Genomic DNA, 17,327 nt, shown 5'->3' on the forward strand with positions numbered 1-17,327 from the left:
CATCGAGAAGAAAAGTTTTAGGAATATATAAACATAATTCCGAGAGGTATTTACGCTAGAATGGCGGCGGGTGCTTGAGACTATGTGTCTCAGGTATTCAGCGGGAGACAGACAGAGAAAAGCCCCACCTGATAGTAATCAAAGTGAGGCTCCCCTATGCATGAACACCATAAGAGTAGCCTCTTACTTGTTGAAAATCAACACTGTGTATGGGTCCACCACATATTGCAATTTTTACTCTCACGTAAAATATAGTCCACTGGCGTCATCAGTTCGAGTGATTTATGTGGCCTTTTGCTGTTATACAGCACCAGATATTCAGCCATTCTTTGATTAAACAAATTCAGGTCCTCAAAAAGCAACAATTCATTGAATTCAATAAATTGTTCTCTAAGTGTCCGGTTAAATCGCTCACAGGTCGCATTCATTTTCGGTGTGTACGGATAGGTCCAGATGTGTTTAATCGAGGCTTCCTGTAGCGTTTTATCAAAGTTACCGAGGAACTCCTTACCGTTGTCAGTGACAACTTGTCTGATAGCGACAGGAAAGAGCTTTGTGGCCTTGCTGAAGAAATGGCTGGTAATATCGCTGTTGAGTGAAGGGACCGCCAGGGCCAGCGCATAGTCGCTGTGCTCGTCGATCATGGTAATGATATAGCGGCGTAGGTCCCCCATCCTGAGTTCAATCGCGTCCATCCCTATGAGTTCGCCTGTTTTTACCGGGCGGTATTGTTTTGGTCTTCTGGGCTTCACTGAGCGTTTTTTTATCAACCGGGCTTTGCCCCTGGCGCTGAGGCGTACGGGGATCATCCGCATTTTATCGTGAGCACCAGCAATGATTCTTCCAATGGTTGACGTGCTGGGACAGGTAAAATGCCGCGCTTCACACCATGGTTTCAGCCTGACAAAAATCTGCTCTTTGCCGAGATTGGGTAACTCAGTTCTCAGACGCCTGATCTCCTTGAGTACATCAGGATGCCAGTGCCTTGAACGGCGAACCAGAGGGGCTTTGCTTCTTGGAATTAGTGCTTCTGGACCACCGGTGCGCAGTAACCGGCGCCACCAGTAGAGTGTTCGCGTTGATACGTCAAAAGCATCAGCTGCGGCACGGATCCCGTGCTTATCCCAGAAGTTCAGAGCCTTCATTCTTAACTTCGCAATCTCGGGCATAAGAGAGTGTTTCATCGCATAAGCAGTTGCTCGGTAATACCCAAAATAGCCGACACCGATATGCTGCATCAACATCTGGCAATCCCTCCTTTAGTGTTCTGAGGCAATTGCAATATCTGTGTGAACTTACACACACTGGAGGCGTGGAATGCCGCAAAAGTATCTGTTGTTTGGCTTAGTAGTGATTTGCTTCACTATTTTATTATTGACCTGGATGGTTCGTGATTCGCTATGTGAATTACAGCGCAGGCAGGGAAATATTGAGCTGGTGGCATTCTTAGCCTGTGATATTAAACAGTAAGAGCATCTGGTGGGGATCTATCCCCACCATGCTTGCGGTGTCAGGCATTCTCAATGCACCCTTTCATTGTTCACCAAATAAATCATTTGCCTCCTGATATCAGGAGGCCTTTTTATTTTTACAAGATCGTTGAATAAAACAGGCTTGCAACGCATACCGGAGTGTGGCTATCCTATGTCCCGACGAATCCCTCGTCTCACCGGAGCGCGCCCCACAAATGAACAAACACGACTGATGAATTTCACGCCTTACCTCGCAGACGTTGCGGGTAGGGGAGTATTGATTTCATTCAGGAGTGCTTATGGCTCATTGCGCCCACATCCCCGCTTTTGTTTTACATCAGGTCACCTGTCAGTTTGCGACGGGACAGACCCTGTTTGGTCCGCTCAGCGTCTCGCTGGAACCGTCCCTTTGCGGCCTGGTCGGCCGGAACGGCGTCGGCAAGACTCGTCTGCTGCGTCTGCTGGCGGGCCTTGATTCTCCTGCCGGCGGCCATATTGAGCGCGCCGCCGCCGTTGCCTGGGTAGCGCAGCAGCCGACGCTCACGCCGGAGACCACCCTCGCTACGCTGCTGGGCTATGCGTCGGTTTTTGCCGCCTTGTCTCGCCTTGAACAGGGCCAAGGGCTGGCCGACGATTTCGATCTGTTAGATGGTCACTGGGATCTCACCGATCGCCTGAGTTTAGCGTTCCGTGAAGCCGATCTCCCGCCGTTCTCTGCCGATCGCCCCGCGTTTTCACTCAGCGGCGGCGAGCGGATGAAGGCTCTGCTGTGCGGCGCCTTCGTCTCGGGCGCCGATTATCTGCTGCTGGATGAGCCTACCAACCATCTGGACCGCCAGGGGCGGGAGTGGCTCTATCACCAACTGGAAAGCTGGCAGGGCGGGGCTCTGATCGCCAGCCACGACCGCGAGCTGCTGACGCGGATGCCGAGGATTATTGAGCTGACGCCGACGGCGCTGCGCAGCTACGGCGGCAACTATGATGAATATCAGCGCCAGCGTATGGCGGAGCAGCAGGCTGCGCGCGCGGCGCTGGAGCATGCCGTGACCGACCGACGGCGCACCCGCGCGCGAATGCAAAAGGAGCATGACGCCGCCCAGCGGCGCTCGGCTCAGACGCTGCGTACCGTTGATACGCTAAATATCGCCTCCTTCGAGCGCGTGAAGTACAAAGGCGCGGCAAAAGAGCGCCCGGGAGCGCTGCGCCGTCAGCATCGTGAACAGAACAGCAGTCTGAATGCCGCCGTGCAGCAGGCGCGGGAGCGGGTTGAGGAAGAGACCCCAGTGATGTTTACCCTGCCGGGTAGCGAAGTGGCCGCCGGCAAGCAGGTTCTGGTGGTGGAGTCATTGCAGCTCGACCATGCGCCGGCTGCGCCGCTGAACTGGCGTATCGATGGTCCGATGCGCATCGCGCTAAAGGGGCCAAACGGCTGTGGCAAAACCACTTTGCTGAAAACGCTGTTGGGGCTGGAGCAGGCCGCGTCAGGCGATGTTCGGCTTTCGGTGAGCGCCGCTTACCTCGATCAACATCTGACGCAGCTGGATTTATCCCTGTCGGTAATGGCGCACCTGAGCCTGGAAGATACCCCACTGGATGAGGGCCTCCTGCGCACCCGCCTGGCGCAGCTCCAGCTGGGCGCGGATAAGGTCACTCTGCCGCTGTCGGCGCTCAGCGGCGGCGAGCGCCTGAAAGCGGCGCTGGCGTGCGTGCTCTGGCGACGCGAGCCTGCCCAGCTGCTTTTGTTGGATGAGCCAACCAACCATCTCGATTTAGCATCGACGCAGGCTATTGAAAGCGCGCTGGCGGCGTTTCCCGGCGCGATGCTGGTGGTGTCGCATGATGAGGCGTTTTTACAAGGTCTGAAGCTGACCCATAGTCTGGCGTGGCGGGAGACGAGCTGGCACTTTTCCCTGCTTTGAATGCCCGGTAGCCGCCATCTTATGCTGGCGGCTACTGGCGACAGATAAAAAAAATCCCCGCCATCAGGCAGGGATTCTCGATTCTTAGCGGCTTGAACTTACAGAGAAGTTACGTTGCCAGCTGCCGGGCCTTTAGCGCCGCTTTCGATGGTGAAGGATACTTTCTGACCTTCGTCCAGGGATTTGTAGCCATCGTTCTGGATAGCAGAGAAGTGTACGAACACGTCTTTAGAGCCATCGTCAGGAGTGATGAAGCCGAAGCCTTTGTCAGCGTTGAACCATTTTACGATACCAGTCATTTTACCGGACATAGTGAATTACCTTTAAAAAAATAAGTGAGCCTTGCGGCGTAGGGGTCTGGACTACAGATTTAAAGCGATAAAGGGAAAGTTCACTACGGGGGTATCTTTGGATAACCTTTGAAGGACTGCTCTATTCGACTGCTCTGTGGTCTGTACATCAAACCTGCGAGCATTAACGCACGTTCAGCACCTGATAGCAAACTTTTTTTTACGGTGCAGCGGCAAAAGCTCCCTTACTGGCCTTTGCCGCTGCGCGCGAGATTAATCGAGTAATTGTCGTGAAAGCTGTGGATTGGCCTGAATCAGGCGCATCAATTTCAGCTCGGTGGGAGACGGTCTGACCCGTCTCGACTCCCACTCTCTTACCATGGCGACGCTCACGCCCATGACGTTGGCAAAGTCGTCAATCTTAAGTCCAGTGCCTTTACGCAGCTGTTCAAATTCACTAAATACAGTGGACTTACGGTTTGAGGTAAGTTTCTGATTATCATCCTTAAAAACGATGTGTTCCAGGCTGCTCAGCAGTTCAAACACGGGATCTTTATATTCCATTGAGAACTCCTTTTATCACACAGCGGAAAAGATTTTTCTATAGCTCATTAAGAATAGTCAGAAAATGGCGCAAGGGATGGTAACGTCGGTGATTATTTGCCAACAGGCTATCGAATCTGCCCCGACAGCCAAACGGCAGCGTAGCCTAAAAGAATGATTATTAACGCGATGAGGTGGCTTCGAAAATTTTTGTAAACGGATAAGAAAAAAGCGGCAAAGCCGGCGCGGGGCGCCGGCTTATAGGGTTAGGCTTTCTGCAGGCTTCTCGCCTCATCTGTCGTCGCCGGCACGGATTTACTGACCCGGTACTTGATCAGCAGCGCAAAGGCTGACAGGAACGCCGGGATGGCCAGCAGGGTGAAAATGGTCTCAAAGGAGAGCTGAGCCTGCATCAGGAAGGCGCCGCTGAACGCGCCGAGGATGCCGCCGAAGCGGCCGATACCCAGCATCCAGGCGACGCCGGTGGCGCGCCCCTGCGTCGGATAGAAGCCAGCCGCCAGCGCCGGCATCGACGACTGCGCGCCGTTCATAATGCTGCCGGCGATAAAGACCATCACTCCCATTAGCGCCAGGCTGCTGGTGGAGAAACCCACCAGGCAGACAAAAACGCCGGTCAGCAGCCAGCCGACGGCCACCACTTTATTGGGGTTGATCTTGTCCATCAGGGCGCCGAGGATCAGCACGCCAATCCCGCCGCCGAGCGGGAACAGGGCGGTGATAATTGAGGCCTGACTCATCGAGGCGCCGGTTTCACGGATGAGCAGCGGCAGCCAGCTGGTCAGCAGATAGAAAATCAGCAGGCCCATAAAGTAGGTCAGGCACAGCATCACGGTACCCACCGCGTAGCGAGGAGAGAAAATGACGCCGATCGCGGATTTCTCTTTCACCTGGCCTGCTTCGCGTAGTACAAATTCCACTGTCTTCGGCAGCGGCGCGATATGGCGCAGGATAGCAGCAATGCGCTGCGCCGGGTGCTGCTTCACTACCAGATAGCGGACGGACTCTGGCAGCAGGAATATTAATGCCACCGCCAGCAGGAGGGGCATCACGCCGCCCAGCACCAGCACGCTCTGCCAGCCATAGTGCGGGATCATCCAGGCGGATAAAAAGCCGCCCAGCGAAGATCCCATCGGAAAGCCGACAAACATCAGGTTCACCAGCAGCGCCCGACGGCGCTCCGGCGCATATTCACTCATTAGCGTTGCGGCATTCGGCATCGCCGCGCCAAGGCCCAGACCGGTCAGGAAGCGCAGCAGCGTCAGCTGATTAAGGCTGGTGGCGAAGGCGGTGAGCAGGCTGAATCCGCCGAACACCACGATCGACATGATCAGCACTTTTTTGCGGCCGATGCGGTCAGCCAGCGGCCCTGCGGTTAAGGCGCCGACCGCCAGGCCCACCAGCGCGGCGCTCATCACCGGGCCGAGGGCCGATTTTTCCACGCCCCACTCTTGCACCAGGTCGGAGGCGATGAACCCGATAATTGCGGTATCGAACCCGTCCATCGCGACGGTGATAAAGCAGAGCGCAAGGATCATCCACTGGTAGCGGGTGAAGGGGTGCTCGTTGATAAAGGCCTGAATGTCGATGGTTGTCTTAGTCATACGGCTTTCCTGGCAGACTGAGCGAGGGACAGAGGTTTATTATTATCGTCGCCTTCGCGTCGTTGAGTTTGATTTGTGCGATAATCGAACATGTCGCCGTTAATCGCTCATTCATCAAATCATTGAAGTGCGAGGCAGGCAATCCAGACGCGTGCCAAAGCGTGCGATTATCGTCCGCTTTAAGGCGCAGTGCCGGGTTGTGGCTTTTTATTTATATTAATATCAATGGTTTATGAGGTTCTGGCCCACCTGATCTTAAGACCATATTTGTGATGCGCATAACAGACGTTCTACAGCGCGACGATGGCGTGCAAAATGGTGTTTTTCCCGCGTAAGATTAGCAGGAAAGGGTATCCTGCGAGGCCGAGCTGGACTATCCTTGTCAGCGTCTGGCACGTGTGTGCCGTTGTGCGCTTTTTTTGGCTGAAAGGAGTAAAAAAATGGCGACAGGAAAGTCCTGCTCTCGCTGGTTTGCGGCTATGGCGGCCTTATTGATGGTGGTTAGCCTGAGTGGGTGTTTTGATAAAGAGGGCGATCAGCGCAAAGCGTTTATCGACTTCCTGCAGAATACGGCGATGCGTAGCGGTGAACGTCTGCCGACGCTGACCGCCGATCAGAAAAAACAGTTTGGGCCTTTTGTCTCTGACTACGCGGTGATCTACGGTTACTCGCAGCAGGTGAGCCAGGCGATGGACGCTGGTCTGCGCCCGGTGGTGGACAGCGTCAATGCGATCCGCGTCCCGCAGGATTATATGACCCAGCGTGAGCCGCTGCGTCAGGCGAACGGCGCGCTGGGCGTGCTCAGCCAGCAGCTGCAGAATGCGAAAATGCAGGCCGATGCCGCGCATGGCGCGCTGAAGCAGGCTGACGATCTCAAGCCGGTCTTCGATCAGGTTTACGCCAAGGTGGTGACGGCGCCAGCCGACGCGCTGCAGCCGCTGATCCCGGCCGCGCAGATCTTTACCCAGCAGCTGGTTCAGGTTGGGGATTTTGTCGCTCAGCAGGGGACGCAGGTGAGCTTTGTCGCCAACGGCATTCAGTTCCCAACCTCCCAGCAGGCCAGCCAGTACAATGCGCTGATTGGGCCGCTGGCGGCGCAGCATCAGGCGTTTAATCAGGCATGGACGGCGGCGGTGAACGCCACCCGTTAATGCTTCATCTGGCTGACGTTGGCTGCGGCGAACGGGCAGGATGATGGACAGGATGCAAAAAGAACCCGGGGAGGGCGGTTGCCGCCGTTACCCGGGTTTTTTTATGGCTTATTTTACCTGCGGATTGACGCAGTTTTTCTCTACGTTGCCGTTCAGGGCGTCGATCAGGTTGTCCACCGCGCAGGCCGCCATATTGTAGCGCGTCTCATGGGTGGCGGAGCCGATATGCGGCAGCGCGACGACGTTCGGCAGGCTCAGCAGCGGTGAGTCCTTGGCCAGCGGTTCGTGTTCGAACACATCGAGACCGGCAGCGTGGATCTCACCGTTCTGCAGGGCGGCGATCAGCGCCTGCTCGTCCACTACCGGGCCACGCCCGGCGTTAATGAAGATGGCGGAAGATTTCATTTTTGCAAACTGCGCCTGACCGAACAGATGGTGAGTCTCTTCGCTCAGGGGCAGGATCAGGCAGACAAAGTCAGCCTCCTGCAGCAGGGTATCGAGATCGCAATAGCGGGCATTGAAGCGTTCTTCCGCCTGCGGATGCTGGCGACGCGCGTTATACAGGATTGGCATGCCGAACCCGAAGTGGGCGCGCTGCGCCAGCGCCATACCGATGCGGCCCATGCCGACGATGCCTAAGGTTTTATGGTGAACATCCGTGCCGAACCAGTCCGGACCAATGCTCTTCGTCCATTCACCCGCTTTGACGCGCTCCGCCACTTCCACCACCCGGCGCGCGGTACTCAGCACCAGCGCCATGACCGTATCGGCGACGGTCTCGGTCAGCACGGTCGGGGTATGCATCAGCAGCACCCGGCGGGCGTTCAGCGCCTCGACGTCGAAGTTGTCATAGCCAACGGAAACGGTGGAGGTCGCACGCAGCTTCGGCATCTTCTCCAGCAGCGCGGCGTCAACCTTTTCGCTGGAGCCCAGCAGGCCTTCAGCCTGGGCGAAGGCCTCAGCGTGCTGCGAAACGGTCTCCGGCCGCAGGTTTTTCACCTGAGTGACGGAAAAGTGCTCCTCCAGATGCTGTAGCAGGTCGTCGGGAAGCGTTTTATAGAGAATGACAGACGGCTTCATGCGAATCTCCGTAGTATGAGTCGTTCAGGCGTGATGAGCGCCAAGTGGAAGGTTTTGATTATTAGCAGGCTTAACAATCAAAGTCAGCCATACTGAGGCGAAAAGCGCTACCCCCATAAAAATATAGGACGCTGCGGGGCTGCCGGTGGCGCCGTTCAGGTAGCCGACAAACCACGAGCCGCAGAAGGAGCCCAGGGCGCCCATGCTGTTGATCAGCGCCATGGCGCCCCCGGCGACGTTGCGCGGCAGCATTTCCGGAATAATGGCGAAGAAGGGGCCGTAAGGCGCATACATTGCCGCCCCGGCCACCACCAGCAGGGTGTAGGAGACCCAGAAGTGGTTGGCGCCGACCGCCCAGGAACCGATGAAGGCCAGTCCGCCAATCAGCAGCAGCGGCCAGACGAACAGCTTACGGTTTTGCAGTTTATCCGAGGCCCAGGAGACGACGATCATGGCGATGGTGGCCGCCAGGTACGGGACAGAAGAGAGCCAGCCCACTTCCACCATCCCCATATTTTCACCGCCGCTGCGGATAATCGACGGCAGCCACAGTACAAAGCCGTATACGCCGATACTCCAGGCAAAATACTGCGCGCAGAGCAGGATCACGTTGCGGGAGCGGAAGGCTTCGCCATAGTTACGCACCGCTTTGATGCCTTGCTGTTCACGATCCAGTTGTTCCTGCAGCGCCGCTTTTTCACTCTCCGCCAGCCAGGACACCTGCGACGGCTTATCTTTCACCAGCACCCACCAGCAGAAGGCCCAGATCACCGCCGGCACCCCTTCGATGATGAACATTTCCCGCCAGCCGAAGGCCTGAATCAGGTAGCCGGAGACTACCGACATCCACAGGACCGTCACCGGGTTACCGAGGATCAGGAAGGTGTTGGCGCGAGAGCGCTCTGATTTGGTGAACCAGTTGCTGATATAGATAAGCATCGCCGGCATCACCGCGGCTTCGACGACGCCGAGGATAAAGCGGATCGCCGCCAGCGCCGGGATATTATGCACAATACCGGTCAGGGAGGCGCAACCGCCCCACAGGATCAGGCAGATAAAGATCAGTTTGCGAACGCTGCGGCGCTCCGCATAGATAGCGCCGGGGATCTGGAAGAAGAAGTAGCCGAGGAAGAACAGCGCCCCCAGAAGGGAGGAGATCCCCTTGGTGATGCCCAGGTCTTCGGTAATGCCTGCCGCGGAGGCGAAGCTGAAGTTGGCGCGGTCGAGGTACGCCAGGCTATACGTGATAAACACGATAGGCATGATGTACCACCAGCGTTTCGTTGCATTTGTTGAGCTATTCATAGGCTTGCCTCTGTCAATGAGGAGACATACGTCCGTCGAAACGGACGCTGCTGTGCCGCGCTGCAGGTAGGGTACAGGACGGCTGTTATCGTTGCGTAGAAAAGTTACTCGCCCAGCGCGTCGCGAGTGGGCAGCCCCTCGCTGTCGCCCTGGACCTGAATCGCCAGCGAACCGATTTTATTGCCGCGGTTCACCGCCTGAAGCAGGGTTTTGCCTTCCAGCAGGGCGCTAATCACCCCGACGGCAAAGCCGTCGCCGGCGCCGACGGTATCGACGACGTTATCGACTTTAATGGCATCGACCGTTCCCTGTTCGCCGCTGGCGCTCTTGAACCAGGCGCCGTCGCAGCCGGTTTTAATGACTACCGCCTTGACGCCGCGGGAGAGATAGAAATCGGCAATCCCTTCCGGGGTCTGCTGGCCGGTAAGAATCACGCCCTCTTTTAAGCCTGGCAAAACCCAGTCAGCCTGGAAGGCGAGACGGTTGAGTTTCTCCACCATCTCGGCTTCGCTTTTCCACAGCACCGGGCGCAGATTGGGGTCGAAAGAGAGGGTTTTTCCTTCGGCTTTCATTACCTTCGCCGCATGCTCCAGCAACGCGTAAGAGCTCTCAGAAAGGGCCGCCGCGACGCCGCTCAGGTGCAGATGGCGGGCGCTGGTGAAGTAGTCGGCGCGAAAATCGTCCGGCGAAAGATGGCTGGCTGCGGATCCTTTGCGGAAATACTCCACAATGGGATCGGTTCCATTTTCGACTTTCGATTTCATCTGGAAACCGGTAGCGAAGCGGTTGTCGATGGCCACAGCGTGGCTATCGATCCCCTCTTTCGCCAGCGATTGCAGTACGAAGCGGCCAAAGCTGTCGTTGCCGACGCGGCTCACCCAGCCGACTTTCAGACCCAGGCGCGCCAGGCCGGTGGCGACGTTCAGCTCGGCGCCGGCGACACGTTTCATGAAATGCTCCACCTCGGCCAGATCCCCGGTTTCGGTGGCGACAAACATGGCCATAGCTTCGCCGATGGTGATGACATCTAAATTTTCCACGACTTAATCCTCGCGTAACAGGTTGACGTAGCGGCGGGTCACGGCCGTCAGGTCATGGCCAGTCAGCGGAAACTCGATTCCACGCGGCGCGTCGGCGGGAAGATTATCGAGCAGGGCCAGCCAGCGTTCGGCGGCCTGATCCGGCGGTACAGCGCGGAATTTCTCATGATGAGGCTCCGCCGCTTTAACATGAATATAGCTGACCGCCGGCGCAAGATGACGTGCCGCCTCTTCCGGCGAATCGCCAACCCACAGCCAGTTGCCCATATCAAACGTTAAGGTGATCGGCAGCTGATGGACCCGGCAGGCGGCTTTGAAGCGCTGCATCGGCGCCAGCTGGCCGCAGTCGGTCTGGTCATTCTCTACCACCAACGCCATGCCGCTGTCGCTGAGGATATCGCGCAGTTCATCCAACTGCTGATTGTGGAGGAAATGGCCAAGGGAGAGCTTCAGCCACAGAGCGTTCAGGGTTTGCGCTTCCGCGAGCAGCGTCGGGAGATCCGGGTTAAGCTCGCCGTTGTCGGTGAACAGCGCCTGCGGCGCGGAGTAGCAGGCCAGCAGGCCGTGGCGCTCAATGGTGGCCGCCAGCGAGGGCAGAGCGTTGAGCTCTTCCGCGCTGCACAGCTCGCGGCGGATTTCGACGCCGTCCGCGCCGGCGTTGGCGATAAACGGCAGGACGGCGGCCTGCCCGCCTAAGGATTTAACATGGTCATTACCATACGCAGCGGTAACGACAATAATTTTTCTGGCCATCGCGCTCTTACTCCCGGCGTTTGTTGCTTAATCTCCTTAATACGCTAGATGGTATCGGTTCCATAAGAAAGGGCGAGATGTTTAATTTATGATCGGCATCACGAAGGATCGTTAACGGGAGGTTGATCCGCGGACGATAAGCTCGCCGGAAAATACCCGTTCGCGGATGGGGTCGTTAGTGCCGGCAATGCGCCGAATAACCTGTTCGACCGCCGCGTAGCCGATCTGCCACGTCGGCTGTTTGAGGGTGGTAATACCGACGCCGGCCAGCTCCGCCCACTCCAGTTCGTCGAAGCCCAGCAGGCCGATATCGCTCCCCCAGATCAGGCCGACGCGCTTCAGGGCGCGGGCTACCTGCAGCGTCAGCGCGCCGTTGGCGGAGATGACCGCTTTGCGCATCCCGCGGTGGCGGGCATGGAACTGACGCAGGACGTTGTCCAGCATCGCGCCGTCGTTAAGCTGCACCTCGGCGTTTTCGGCCACCACGCCGTGGTGGCGGGCAAGCGTGGCGCGAAAGGCGCTCAGGCGCTCGCGACGGGTATTCACCGAGCCCAGCGGTTCGCTGAGAAACAGGATGGCCTCGAATCCTTTTTCCACCAGATGTTCGGTGGCGGTGGTGGCGGCCTGGGCGTTATCAAGCCCGACCACATCGCAGGCGAAGTCGGGGATTTTACGGTCAATCAGCACCATCGGCAGGGCCGACTGCTGCAGGCGGTTCAGGCCATCCTCCCGCATACCGACTGCGTTGACGACAATACCCTCCACCTGGTAGCTGCGCAGCAGGTCCAGGTAGTGCAGCTCCTGATCGAGCTCGTTATTGGTATTACACACCAGCAGGGTGAAGCCCTTTTCCCGGCAGGCTGCTTCAATGCCGCTCATGACGTTGACCGAGTAGGGGTTGGTGATATCGGCGATGATCAGGCCGATGAGGCGGGTCCGGCCGTGCTTGAGGCCGCGGGCCATCAGGCTGGGGCGGTAGTCGAGTTCGGCAATGGCTTTTTCAATACGTGATAACAGGTCGTCGGAAAGCAGATGCTTCTCGCCGTTAAGATAACGTGAAATGCTGGTTTTGCCGGTCTTTGCGGCTTTCGCCACATCGCTGATAGTTGCACGCGCCGCTTTCGCCATGGTGGCTTCCTTTGCTGAAAATCTGCCAACACCTTAGCGCGAAAAATAGCGATATCAAGCATTTTGCCCGGCAGAACGGCTGCCGGGCGATATGAAGATGCGCTTACTGCAGCGGGCTGAGGGTGATTTCCACGCGACGGTTCTGCGCTTTGCCTTCCGCCGTGCTGTTGCTGGCGATCGGGTTTGCCGGGCCCATGCCGGTGGTGCGAATGCGATTGGCCGCCACGCCCTGGGTGATGAGCGCGCTGGCGACGCTGTCCGCACGCTGTTGCGACAGACGCATATTCAGATCCTTGCTGCCGGTGCTGTCGGTGTAGCCGACCACGTTAACAGCGGTTTTCTCATACTCTTTCAGCACCATGGCCACGCCGGTCAGGGTGTTGGCGCCGGCCGGCTTCAGGTTGGCGCTATTGCTGTCGAAGGTGACGTTATTCGGCATGTTCAGCACGATATTGTCGCCATTTCGCGTCACGCTGACCCCGGTTCCCTGCATTTTGTCGCGCAGCTTCGCTTCCTGCACGTCCATGTAGTAACCAATGCCGCCGCCGAGCGCCGCGCCGGCCGCTGCGCCAATCAGCGCGCCTTTGCCGCGGTCATGTTTGGAAGAGGAGAGCGCGCCGACGCCAGCGCCCACTAAGGAGCCAATACCTGCGCCAATACCGGATTTGCCTGCTTCACGTTCACCGGTATAGGGGTTGGTGGTGCAGCCAGAAATGGCCAGAGTGCCGCTGACCAGCGCCGCAATCATAAGTACGCGTTTTTTCATTTAATATCCTTAATCCTTTTTATTCTTTGTCACAGCGAACGTGACGGTTGATTATGACGCGCGATTACGGAGAAAATTCCCCGGATACCATCTCTTTTTGTAAATAACATTGAACGGTTGCCCATCACGCCGTCATGACACCTGCATTCGCTGACCAGGAGCCGCCCTTGCCAACCTCATCTGCAACCAAAACCATCTTAACCGCCGCCCACTGGGGACCGATGCTGGTGGAAACGGACGGGGAAAACGTCCTCTCTTCCCGCGGCGCGCTGGCGACACCGTTTGCCAACTCGCTGCAAACGGCAGTGCGCGATCAGGTGCACAGCAAAACCCGCGTGCGCTATCCAATGGTGCGTAAAGGCTTCCTTGCTTCACCGGACAAGCCCCAGGGGGTCCGCGGTCAGGATGAATTCGTGCGGGTGAGCTGGGAGCAGGCGCTGGATCTGATCGATGCCCAGCATCGGCGGATCCGCGACAGCTACGGTCCGGCCTCCATTTTTGCCGGCTCCTACGGCTGGCGCTCTAACGGCGTATTGCATAAGGCGGCGACGCTGCTGCAGCGCTATATGAGCCTGGCGGGCGGCTATACCGGCCATCTTGGCGATTACTCCACCGGCGCGGCGCAGGCGATCATGCCTTATGTCGTTGGCGGCAATGAGGTGTATCAGCAGCAGACCAGTTGGCCGCTGGTGCTCGAGCACAGCGAAGTGGTGGTGCTGTGGAGCGCCAACCCGCTGAACACGCTGAAAATTGCCTGGAATGCCTCCGACGAGCAAGGGATCCCGTGGTTTGATCGGCTGCGCCAGAGCGGTAAGCGGCTGATCTGCATCGATCCGATGCGATCGGAAACCGTCGATTTCTTTGGCGATTCGATGGAGTGGATCGCGCCGCATATGGGCACCGACGTCGCGCTGATGCTGGGGATCGCCCATACGCTGGTGGAAAATGACTGGCAGGATGATGCGTTTCTTACCCGCTGCACCAGCGGCTACGATATTTTTGCCCGCTATCTGACCGGCGAAAGCGACGGCGTAGCGAAAACCGCTGAGTGGGCAGCAGCGATCTGCGGCGTTAAAGCAGATAAAATCCGCGAACTGGCGCAACTTTTCCACGAAAATACCACTATGCTGATGGCCGGCTGGGGCATGCAGCGTCAGCAGTATGGCGAGCAGAAACACTGGATGCTGGTCACTCTGGCCGCCATGCTGGGACAGATCGGCACCCCCGGTGGCGGGTTTGGTCTTTCCTATCATTTTGCCAACGGCGGCAACCCGACCCGCCGCGCGGCGGTGCTGGGCTCGATGCAGGGGAGCGTGGCCGGAGGCGTGGACGCGGTGGAGAAGATCCCGGTCGCACGAATTGTCGAGGCGCTGGAGAATCCGGGGGCGGAGTATCAGCACAACGGCATGGCGCGGCGCTTTCCCGATATTCGCTTTATCTGGTGGGCCGGCGGCGCCAACTTTACTCATCATCAGGACACCAACCGACTGATTCAGGCGTGGCAGAAACCGGAGCTTATCGTCATTTCCGAATGCTTCTGGACCGCCGCCGCGCGCCATGCCGATATCGTCCTGCCGGCGACCACCTCGTTTGAGCGCAACGATCTGACCATGACCGGGGACTACAGTAACCAGCATCTGGTGCCGATGAAGCAGGTGGTTGCTCCGCGAGATGAAGCGCGCGACGATTTCGCGGTCTTTGCCGACCTCAGCGAACGCTGGGAGGCGGGTGGCCGCGAACGCTTCACCGAAGGGAAGAGTGATTTGCAGTGGCTGGAGACTTTCTATCAGATGGCCGCCCGGCGCGGCGCCCAGCAGCAGGTGACGCTGCCGCCATTTGCCGAATTCTGGCAGGCTAACCAGCTGATTGAGATGCCGGAGGAGCCGGAGAATGCCCGTTTTGCGCGTTTCGCCGCCTTCCGCGCCGATCCCCAGGCCAACCCGCTGAAAACGGCGAGCGGTAAAATAGAGATCCACTCGCCGACCATCGCCGCTTTTGGTTACGCCGACTGTCCGCCGCATCCGATGTGGCTGGAGCCCGACGAGTGGCATGGCAACGCAGAGGCGGGGCAGCTGCAGCTGCTGTCGGCCCATCCGGCCCACCGTCTGCACAGTCAACTGAACCACACCGCGCTGCGCGAGCGCTATGCCGTCGCCGGGCGCGAACCGGTGACTATTCATCCGCAGGATGCGCAGGCGCGCGGGATTGTCGATGGCGATTTGGTGCGGGTATGGAACGCCCGCGGTCAGGTGCTGGCCGGCGCCGTGGTGACGGAGGGGATCCGCCCGGGGGTGATTTGCCTGCATGAAGGAGCGTGGCCCGACCTGGATCCGCAGGTCGGCATCTGCAAAAACGGGGCGGTGAACGTCTTAACCAAAGATATTCCGACATCCCGGCTGGGCAACGGCTGTGCCGGGAACACCGCCCTGGCGTGGCTGGAGAAATATACCGGCCCGGCGCTGCCGCTTACGGCATTTGATCCGCCGGCCAACGCATAATCCACGTCGGGTGCTGAGTATCGTCCTGCCATGCGCAGTCTTCAATCCGGAAGCCCTGCGCATGGTAGAAACTGACCGCCGATTCGTTCTTCTGATAAACCTCAAGGCTCAGCCAGGCGTAGTGCTGTTTGATTTCATCCAGCAGCGCCCGGCCAATGCCCTGGCGGGTGGCGCCCGGCGCGACAAACAGCGCGCCGACGAAACGGGAGTCCAGCACGCTGACAAAGCCTTTTAACTCGCCATCCTGCTCCCAGACCCAGGTGCTGGCGGCGGGAAGATAGACATCCCGTACTACCGCGACGCTGTCGCGCCAGTAGCTTTCGCTGATAAAAGGATGGGCATGAATCGTGCTGTCCAGCCACAGCGCCAGCAGCGGCGCGGTATCTTCAGTGTCCCACTTGCGGATCATCCTGACCTCCAGGGTGACAGAAGCAGCCGGTGACATGGTCGTTGACCAGCCCACAGGCCTGCATAAAGGAATAACAGATTGTCGAGCCGACAAACTTAAAGCCGCGTTTTTTCAATGCCTTCGACAGCGCATCGGAGGCCGGCGTCGTGGTGGGAATTTCCGCCAGCGTCGCAGCGCGGGTCACCTGTGGCGCATTGTCGACGAAGGACCAGACAAAATCAGTGAACGACTCGCCATTTTCTTCCATCGCCAGATAGGCGCGGGCGTTGCCGATAATGGCCTGGATTTTTCCCCGATGGCGAATGATGCCGGTATCCTGCAGGAGTCGCTCGATATCGTCATCACCCATCGCCGCCACGCGCACCGGATCGAACTGGTGAAAAGCCTGGCGGTAGTTCTGCCGTTTTTTTAACACCGTGATCCACGATAAACCGGCCTGCTGGCCCTCAAGGCAGATCATTTCAAACAGCTGGCGACCCTCTTTTTGCGCCACACCCCATTCGGTATCGTGATACTCGATGTATAACGGATCCTGACTCACCCATCCGCAACGCTGCATAGCTGTTTCTCCCTCTGCGCTAAAAAAGTGGACGCCCGCCTTGACGGCTGAAAGATAAAGATAATAGTTAATACAGGGAAATCGTATCCCCACTAAAAACACAGCAATATTGCCGATTCGGCTCTTTTCTGGAGTCGCATTAATGATAATAAAGAAATGCAATGGCCTCCGGGGGTTCTTGATCCCGGCGAGCGTATCCGTCTGGGTGTCATGTGTCTCTGGAGCGAATGCCTGGCAACAGGAATATATCGCTATCGATACAAAAAGTAATACGTCGGAACGCTATACATGGGATAGCGATCACCAACCACGTTATGAAGATATTCTCGCCGAGCGGATGAAGTCCTCTGAGACGCCCGGGGGGCTGGCGTTAAACCAGGGGCTGGCGCCGCCGGACAGCGGCCGCGGCCTGAGCATTGGCTGGAATTATCCGCTGGCAAACGGCGTAACCTCCGGGCCGGTGGCCAGCCTGCGCAGCGACGTCACCGCGCCGACGGTGAGAAGCGCAGGCGAGGCGGGCTACGTTAACACGCTCGGCTGGCGCATGGATTATCAGGCGCTGTGGGGCGTGCATCCCTGGGCGCAGGTGAGCTATAACCAGTCGCTCGCCAGCGATGTCTGGGCGCCGATGTCCCGTGCCAGGGAGGGAGGCTGGAGCGATGTCACCCTGGGCGCTGATATGCGGTTGGGATCCCACGTGGCGGCATGGGCAACGCTGTCGCAGGCGGATAACCTGCCGTCAGGGGAAAATACGCTCTATTTGATGGGGGTCAGCGCCAATTTTTAATCGGG

General features: G+C 58.0%; 17 protein-coding genes. 5 read left to right on the forward strand and 12 right to left on the reverse strand.

The window, feature by feature from the left end; genetic code table 11:
* Positions 1–197 precede the first annotated feature (197 nt).
* Complete coding sequence (locus KB892_RS26590; protein ID WP_004173931.1) at positions 198–1,244, reverse strand: IS481-like element ISKpn28 family transposase; 1,047 nt, start codon at positions 1,242–1,244, stop codon at positions 198–200.
* A 73-nt stretch (positions 1,245–1,317) separates the two neighbouring features.
* Here KB892_RS26590 and hokA point away from each other — a divergent pair, with 73 nt between their 5' ends.
* Both hokA and KB892_RS26600 read left to right on the forward strand, forming a co-directional pair.
* Complete coding sequence (hokA, locus tag KB892_RS26595; RefSeq protein ID WP_002922102.1) at positions 1,318–1,470, forward strand: type I toxin-antitoxin system toxin HokA; 153 nt, start codon at positions 1,318–1,320, stop codon at positions 1,468–1,470.
* 301 nt (positions 1,471–1,771) lie between these two features.
* Positions 1,772–3,391, forward strand: a complete 1,620-nt coding sequence (locus KB892_RS26600) for an ATP-binding cassette domain-containing protein (RefSeq protein ID WP_004152429.1) — start codon at positions 1,772–1,774, stop codon at positions 3,389–3,391.
* Positions 3,392–3,489: 98 nt separating this feature from the next.
* Here the strand turns inward: KB892_RS26600 and cspA are convergent, their stop codons facing one another.
* From cspA to KB892_RS26615, 3 genes are all read right to left on the reverse strand, one after another.
* Positions 3,490–3,702: a transcription antiterminator/RNA stability regulator CspE gene (cspA, locus tag KB892_RS26605; protein WP_000014594.1), complete on the reverse strand. Its 213-nt coding sequence runs from the start codon at positions 3,700–3,702 to the stop codon at positions 3,490–3,492.
* Positions 3,703–3,954: 252 nt separating this feature from the next.
* Complete coding sequence (locus tag KB892_RS26610; RefSeq protein ID WP_002921931.1) at positions 3,955–4,245, reverse strand: HTH-type transcriptional regulator; 291 nt, start codon at positions 4,243–4,245, stop codon at positions 3,955–3,957.
* Positions 4,246–4,490: 245 nt separating this feature from the next.
* Complete coding sequence (locus tag KB892_RS26615; RefSeq protein WP_002921930.1) at positions 4,491–5,846, reverse strand: MFS transporter; 1,356 nt, start codon at positions 5,844–5,846, stop codon at positions 4,491–4,493.
* Positions 5,847–6,286: 440 nt separating this feature from the next.
* On the opposite strand from KB892_RS26615, the gene KB892_RS26620 reads away from it, so the two are divergent.
* On the forward strand, positions 6,287–6,997 hold the full coding sequence (locus KB892_RS26620) for a DUF3053 domain-containing protein (RefSeq protein WP_002921929.1): 711 nt from the start codon (positions 6,287–6,289) through the stop codon (positions 6,995–6,997).
* A gap of 108 nt (positions 6,998–7,105) precedes the next feature.
* Here the strand turns inward: KB892_RS26620 and ghrB are convergent, their stop codons facing one another.
* The 6 genes from ghrB to KB892_RS26650 form a co-directional block, all read right to left on the reverse strand.
* Positions 7,106–8,077: a glyoxylate/hydroxypyruvate reductase GhrB gene (ghrB, locus tag KB892_RS26625; protein ID WP_002921928.1), complete on the reverse strand. Its 972-nt coding sequence runs from the start codon at positions 8,075–8,077 to the stop codon at positions 7,106–7,108.
* Positions 8,078–8,101: 24 nt separating this feature from the next.
* Entirely contained in the window at positions 8,102–9,382 is a 1,281-nt protein-coding gene (locus tag KB892_RS26630) for an MFS transporter (protein WP_002921927.1), read from the reverse strand.
* A gap of 104 nt (positions 9,383–9,486) precedes the next feature.
* Positions 9,487–10,422: a sugar kinase gene (locus tag KB892_RS26635; protein ID WP_002921921.1), complete on the reverse strand. Its 936-nt coding sequence runs from the start codon at positions 10,420–10,422 to the stop codon at positions 9,487–9,489.
* A gap of 3 nt (positions 10,423–10,425) precedes the next feature.
* Positions 10,426–11,175, reverse strand: a complete 750-nt coding sequence (locus KB892_RS26640) for a sugar phosphate isomerase/epimerase family protein (protein WP_002921919.1) — start codon at positions 11,173–11,175, stop codon at positions 10,426–10,428.
* 111 nt (positions 11,176–11,286) lie between these two features.
* Positions 11,287–12,303, reverse strand: a complete 1,017-nt coding sequence (locus KB892_RS26645; protein ID WP_002921918.1) for a LacI family DNA-binding transcriptional regulator — start codon at positions 12,301–12,303, stop codon at positions 11,287–11,289.
* A gap of 103 nt (positions 12,304–12,406) precedes the next feature.
* Complete coding sequence (locus tag KB892_RS26650) at positions 12,407–13,069, reverse strand: OmpA family lipoprotein (protein ID WP_002921917.1); 663 nt, start codon at positions 13,067–13,069, stop codon at positions 12,407–12,409.
* 167 nt (positions 13,070–13,236) lie between these two features.
* Here KB892_RS26650 and KB892_RS26655 point away from each other — a divergent pair, with 167 nt between their 5' ends.
* Positions 13,237–15,567: a molybdopterin guanine dinucleotide-containing S/N-oxide reductase gene (locus KB892_RS26655; protein WP_004152428.1), complete on the forward strand. Its 2,331-nt coding sequence runs from the start codon at positions 13,237–13,239 to the stop codon at positions 15,565–15,567.
* On the opposite strand, the gene KB892_RS26660 is transcribed toward KB892_RS26655, so the two are convergent.
* Together KB892_RS26660 and tag are read right to left on the reverse strand one after the other, a co-directional pair.
* A complete protein-coding gene (locus KB892_RS26660) occupies positions 15,536–15,976 on the reverse strand; it encodes an N-acetyltransferase (RefSeq protein ID WP_002921915.1) in 441 nt (146 codons plus the stop codon). The genes KB892_RS26655 and KB892_RS26660 overlap by 32 nt on opposite strands.
* Positions 15,954–16,535: a DNA-3-methyladenine glycosylase I gene (gene tag, locus KB892_RS26665; RefSeq protein WP_002921914.1), complete on the reverse strand. Its 582-nt coding sequence runs from the start codon at positions 16,533–16,535 to the stop codon at positions 15,954–15,956. The genes KB892_RS26660 and tag overlap by 23 nt, the downstream gene beginning before the upstream one ends.
* Positions 16,536–16,740: 205 nt before the next feature.
* Here tag and KB892_RS26670 point away from each other — a divergent pair, with 205 nt between their 5' ends.
* Positions 16,741–17,322, forward strand: a complete 582-nt coding sequence (locus KB892_RS26670) for a lipase (RefSeq protein ID WP_004220756.1) — start codon at positions 16,741–16,743, stop codon at positions 17,320–17,322.
* Positions 17,323–17,327 lie beyond the last annotated feature (5 nt).

Origin of the sequence: Klebsiella sp. P1927 (genome assembly GCF_018204675.1) — a bacterium.
Taxonomy (GTDB): domain Bacteria; phylum Pseudomonadota; class Gammaproteobacteria; order Enterobacterales; family Enterobacteriaceae; genus Klebsiella; species Klebsiella pneumoniae.

Bases quoted from the DNA above. Each gene is read 5' to 3' on its own strand.
- KB892_RS26590 (WP_004173931.1), bottom strand. From the start codon at position 1,244: ATGTTGATGCAGCATATCGGTGTCGGCTATTTTGGGTATTACCGAGCA.
- hokA (WP_002922102.1), top strand. From the start codon at position 1,318: ATGCCGCAAAAGTATCTGTTGTTTGGCTTAGTAGTGATTTGCTTCACT.
- KB892_RS26600 (WP_004152429.1), top strand. From the start codon at position 1,772: ATGGCTCATTGCGCCCACATCCCCGCTTTTGTTTTACATCAGGTCACC.
- cspA (WP_000014594.1), bottom strand. From the start codon at position 3,702: ATGTCCGGTAAAATGACTGGTATCGTAAAATGGTTCAACGCTGACAAA.
- KB892_RS26610 (WP_002921931.1), bottom strand. From the start codon at position 4,245: ATGGAATATAAAGATCCCGTGTTTGAACTGCTGAGCAGCCTGGAACAC.
- KB892_RS26615 (WP_002921930.1), bottom strand. From the start codon at position 5,846: ATGACTAAGACAACCATCGACATTCAGGCCTTTATCAACGAGCACCCC.
- KB892_RS26620 (WP_002921929.1), top strand. From the start codon at position 6,287: ATGGCGACAGGAAAGTCCTGCTCTCGCTGGTTTGCGGCTATGGCGGCC.
- ghrB (WP_002921928.1), bottom strand. From the start codon at position 8,077: ATGAAGCCGTCTGTCATTCTCTATAAAACGCTTCCCGACGACCTGCTA.
- KB892_RS26630 (WP_002921927.1), bottom strand. From the start codon at position 9,382: ATGAATAGCTCAACAAATGCAACGAAACGCTGGTGGTACATCATGCCT.
- KB892_RS26640 (WP_002921919.1), bottom strand. From the start codon at position 11,175: ATGGCCAGAAAAATTATTGTCGTTACCGCTGCGTATGGTAATGACCAT.
- KB892_RS26645 (WP_002921918.1), bottom strand. From the start codon at position 12,303: ATGGCGAAAGCGGCGCGTGCAACTATCAGCGATGTGGCGAAAGCCGCA.
- KB892_RS26650 (WP_002921917.1), bottom strand. From the start codon at position 13,069: ATGAAAAAACGCGTACTTATGATTGCGGCGCTGGTCAGCGGCACTCTG.
- KB892_RS26660 (WP_002921915.1), bottom strand. From the start codon at position 15,976: ATGATCCGCAAGTGGGACACTGAAGATACCGCGCCGCTGCTGGCGCTG.
- tag (WP_002921914.1), bottom strand. From the start codon at position 16,535: ATGCAGCGTTGCGGATGGGTGAGTCAGGATCCGTTATACATCGAGTAT.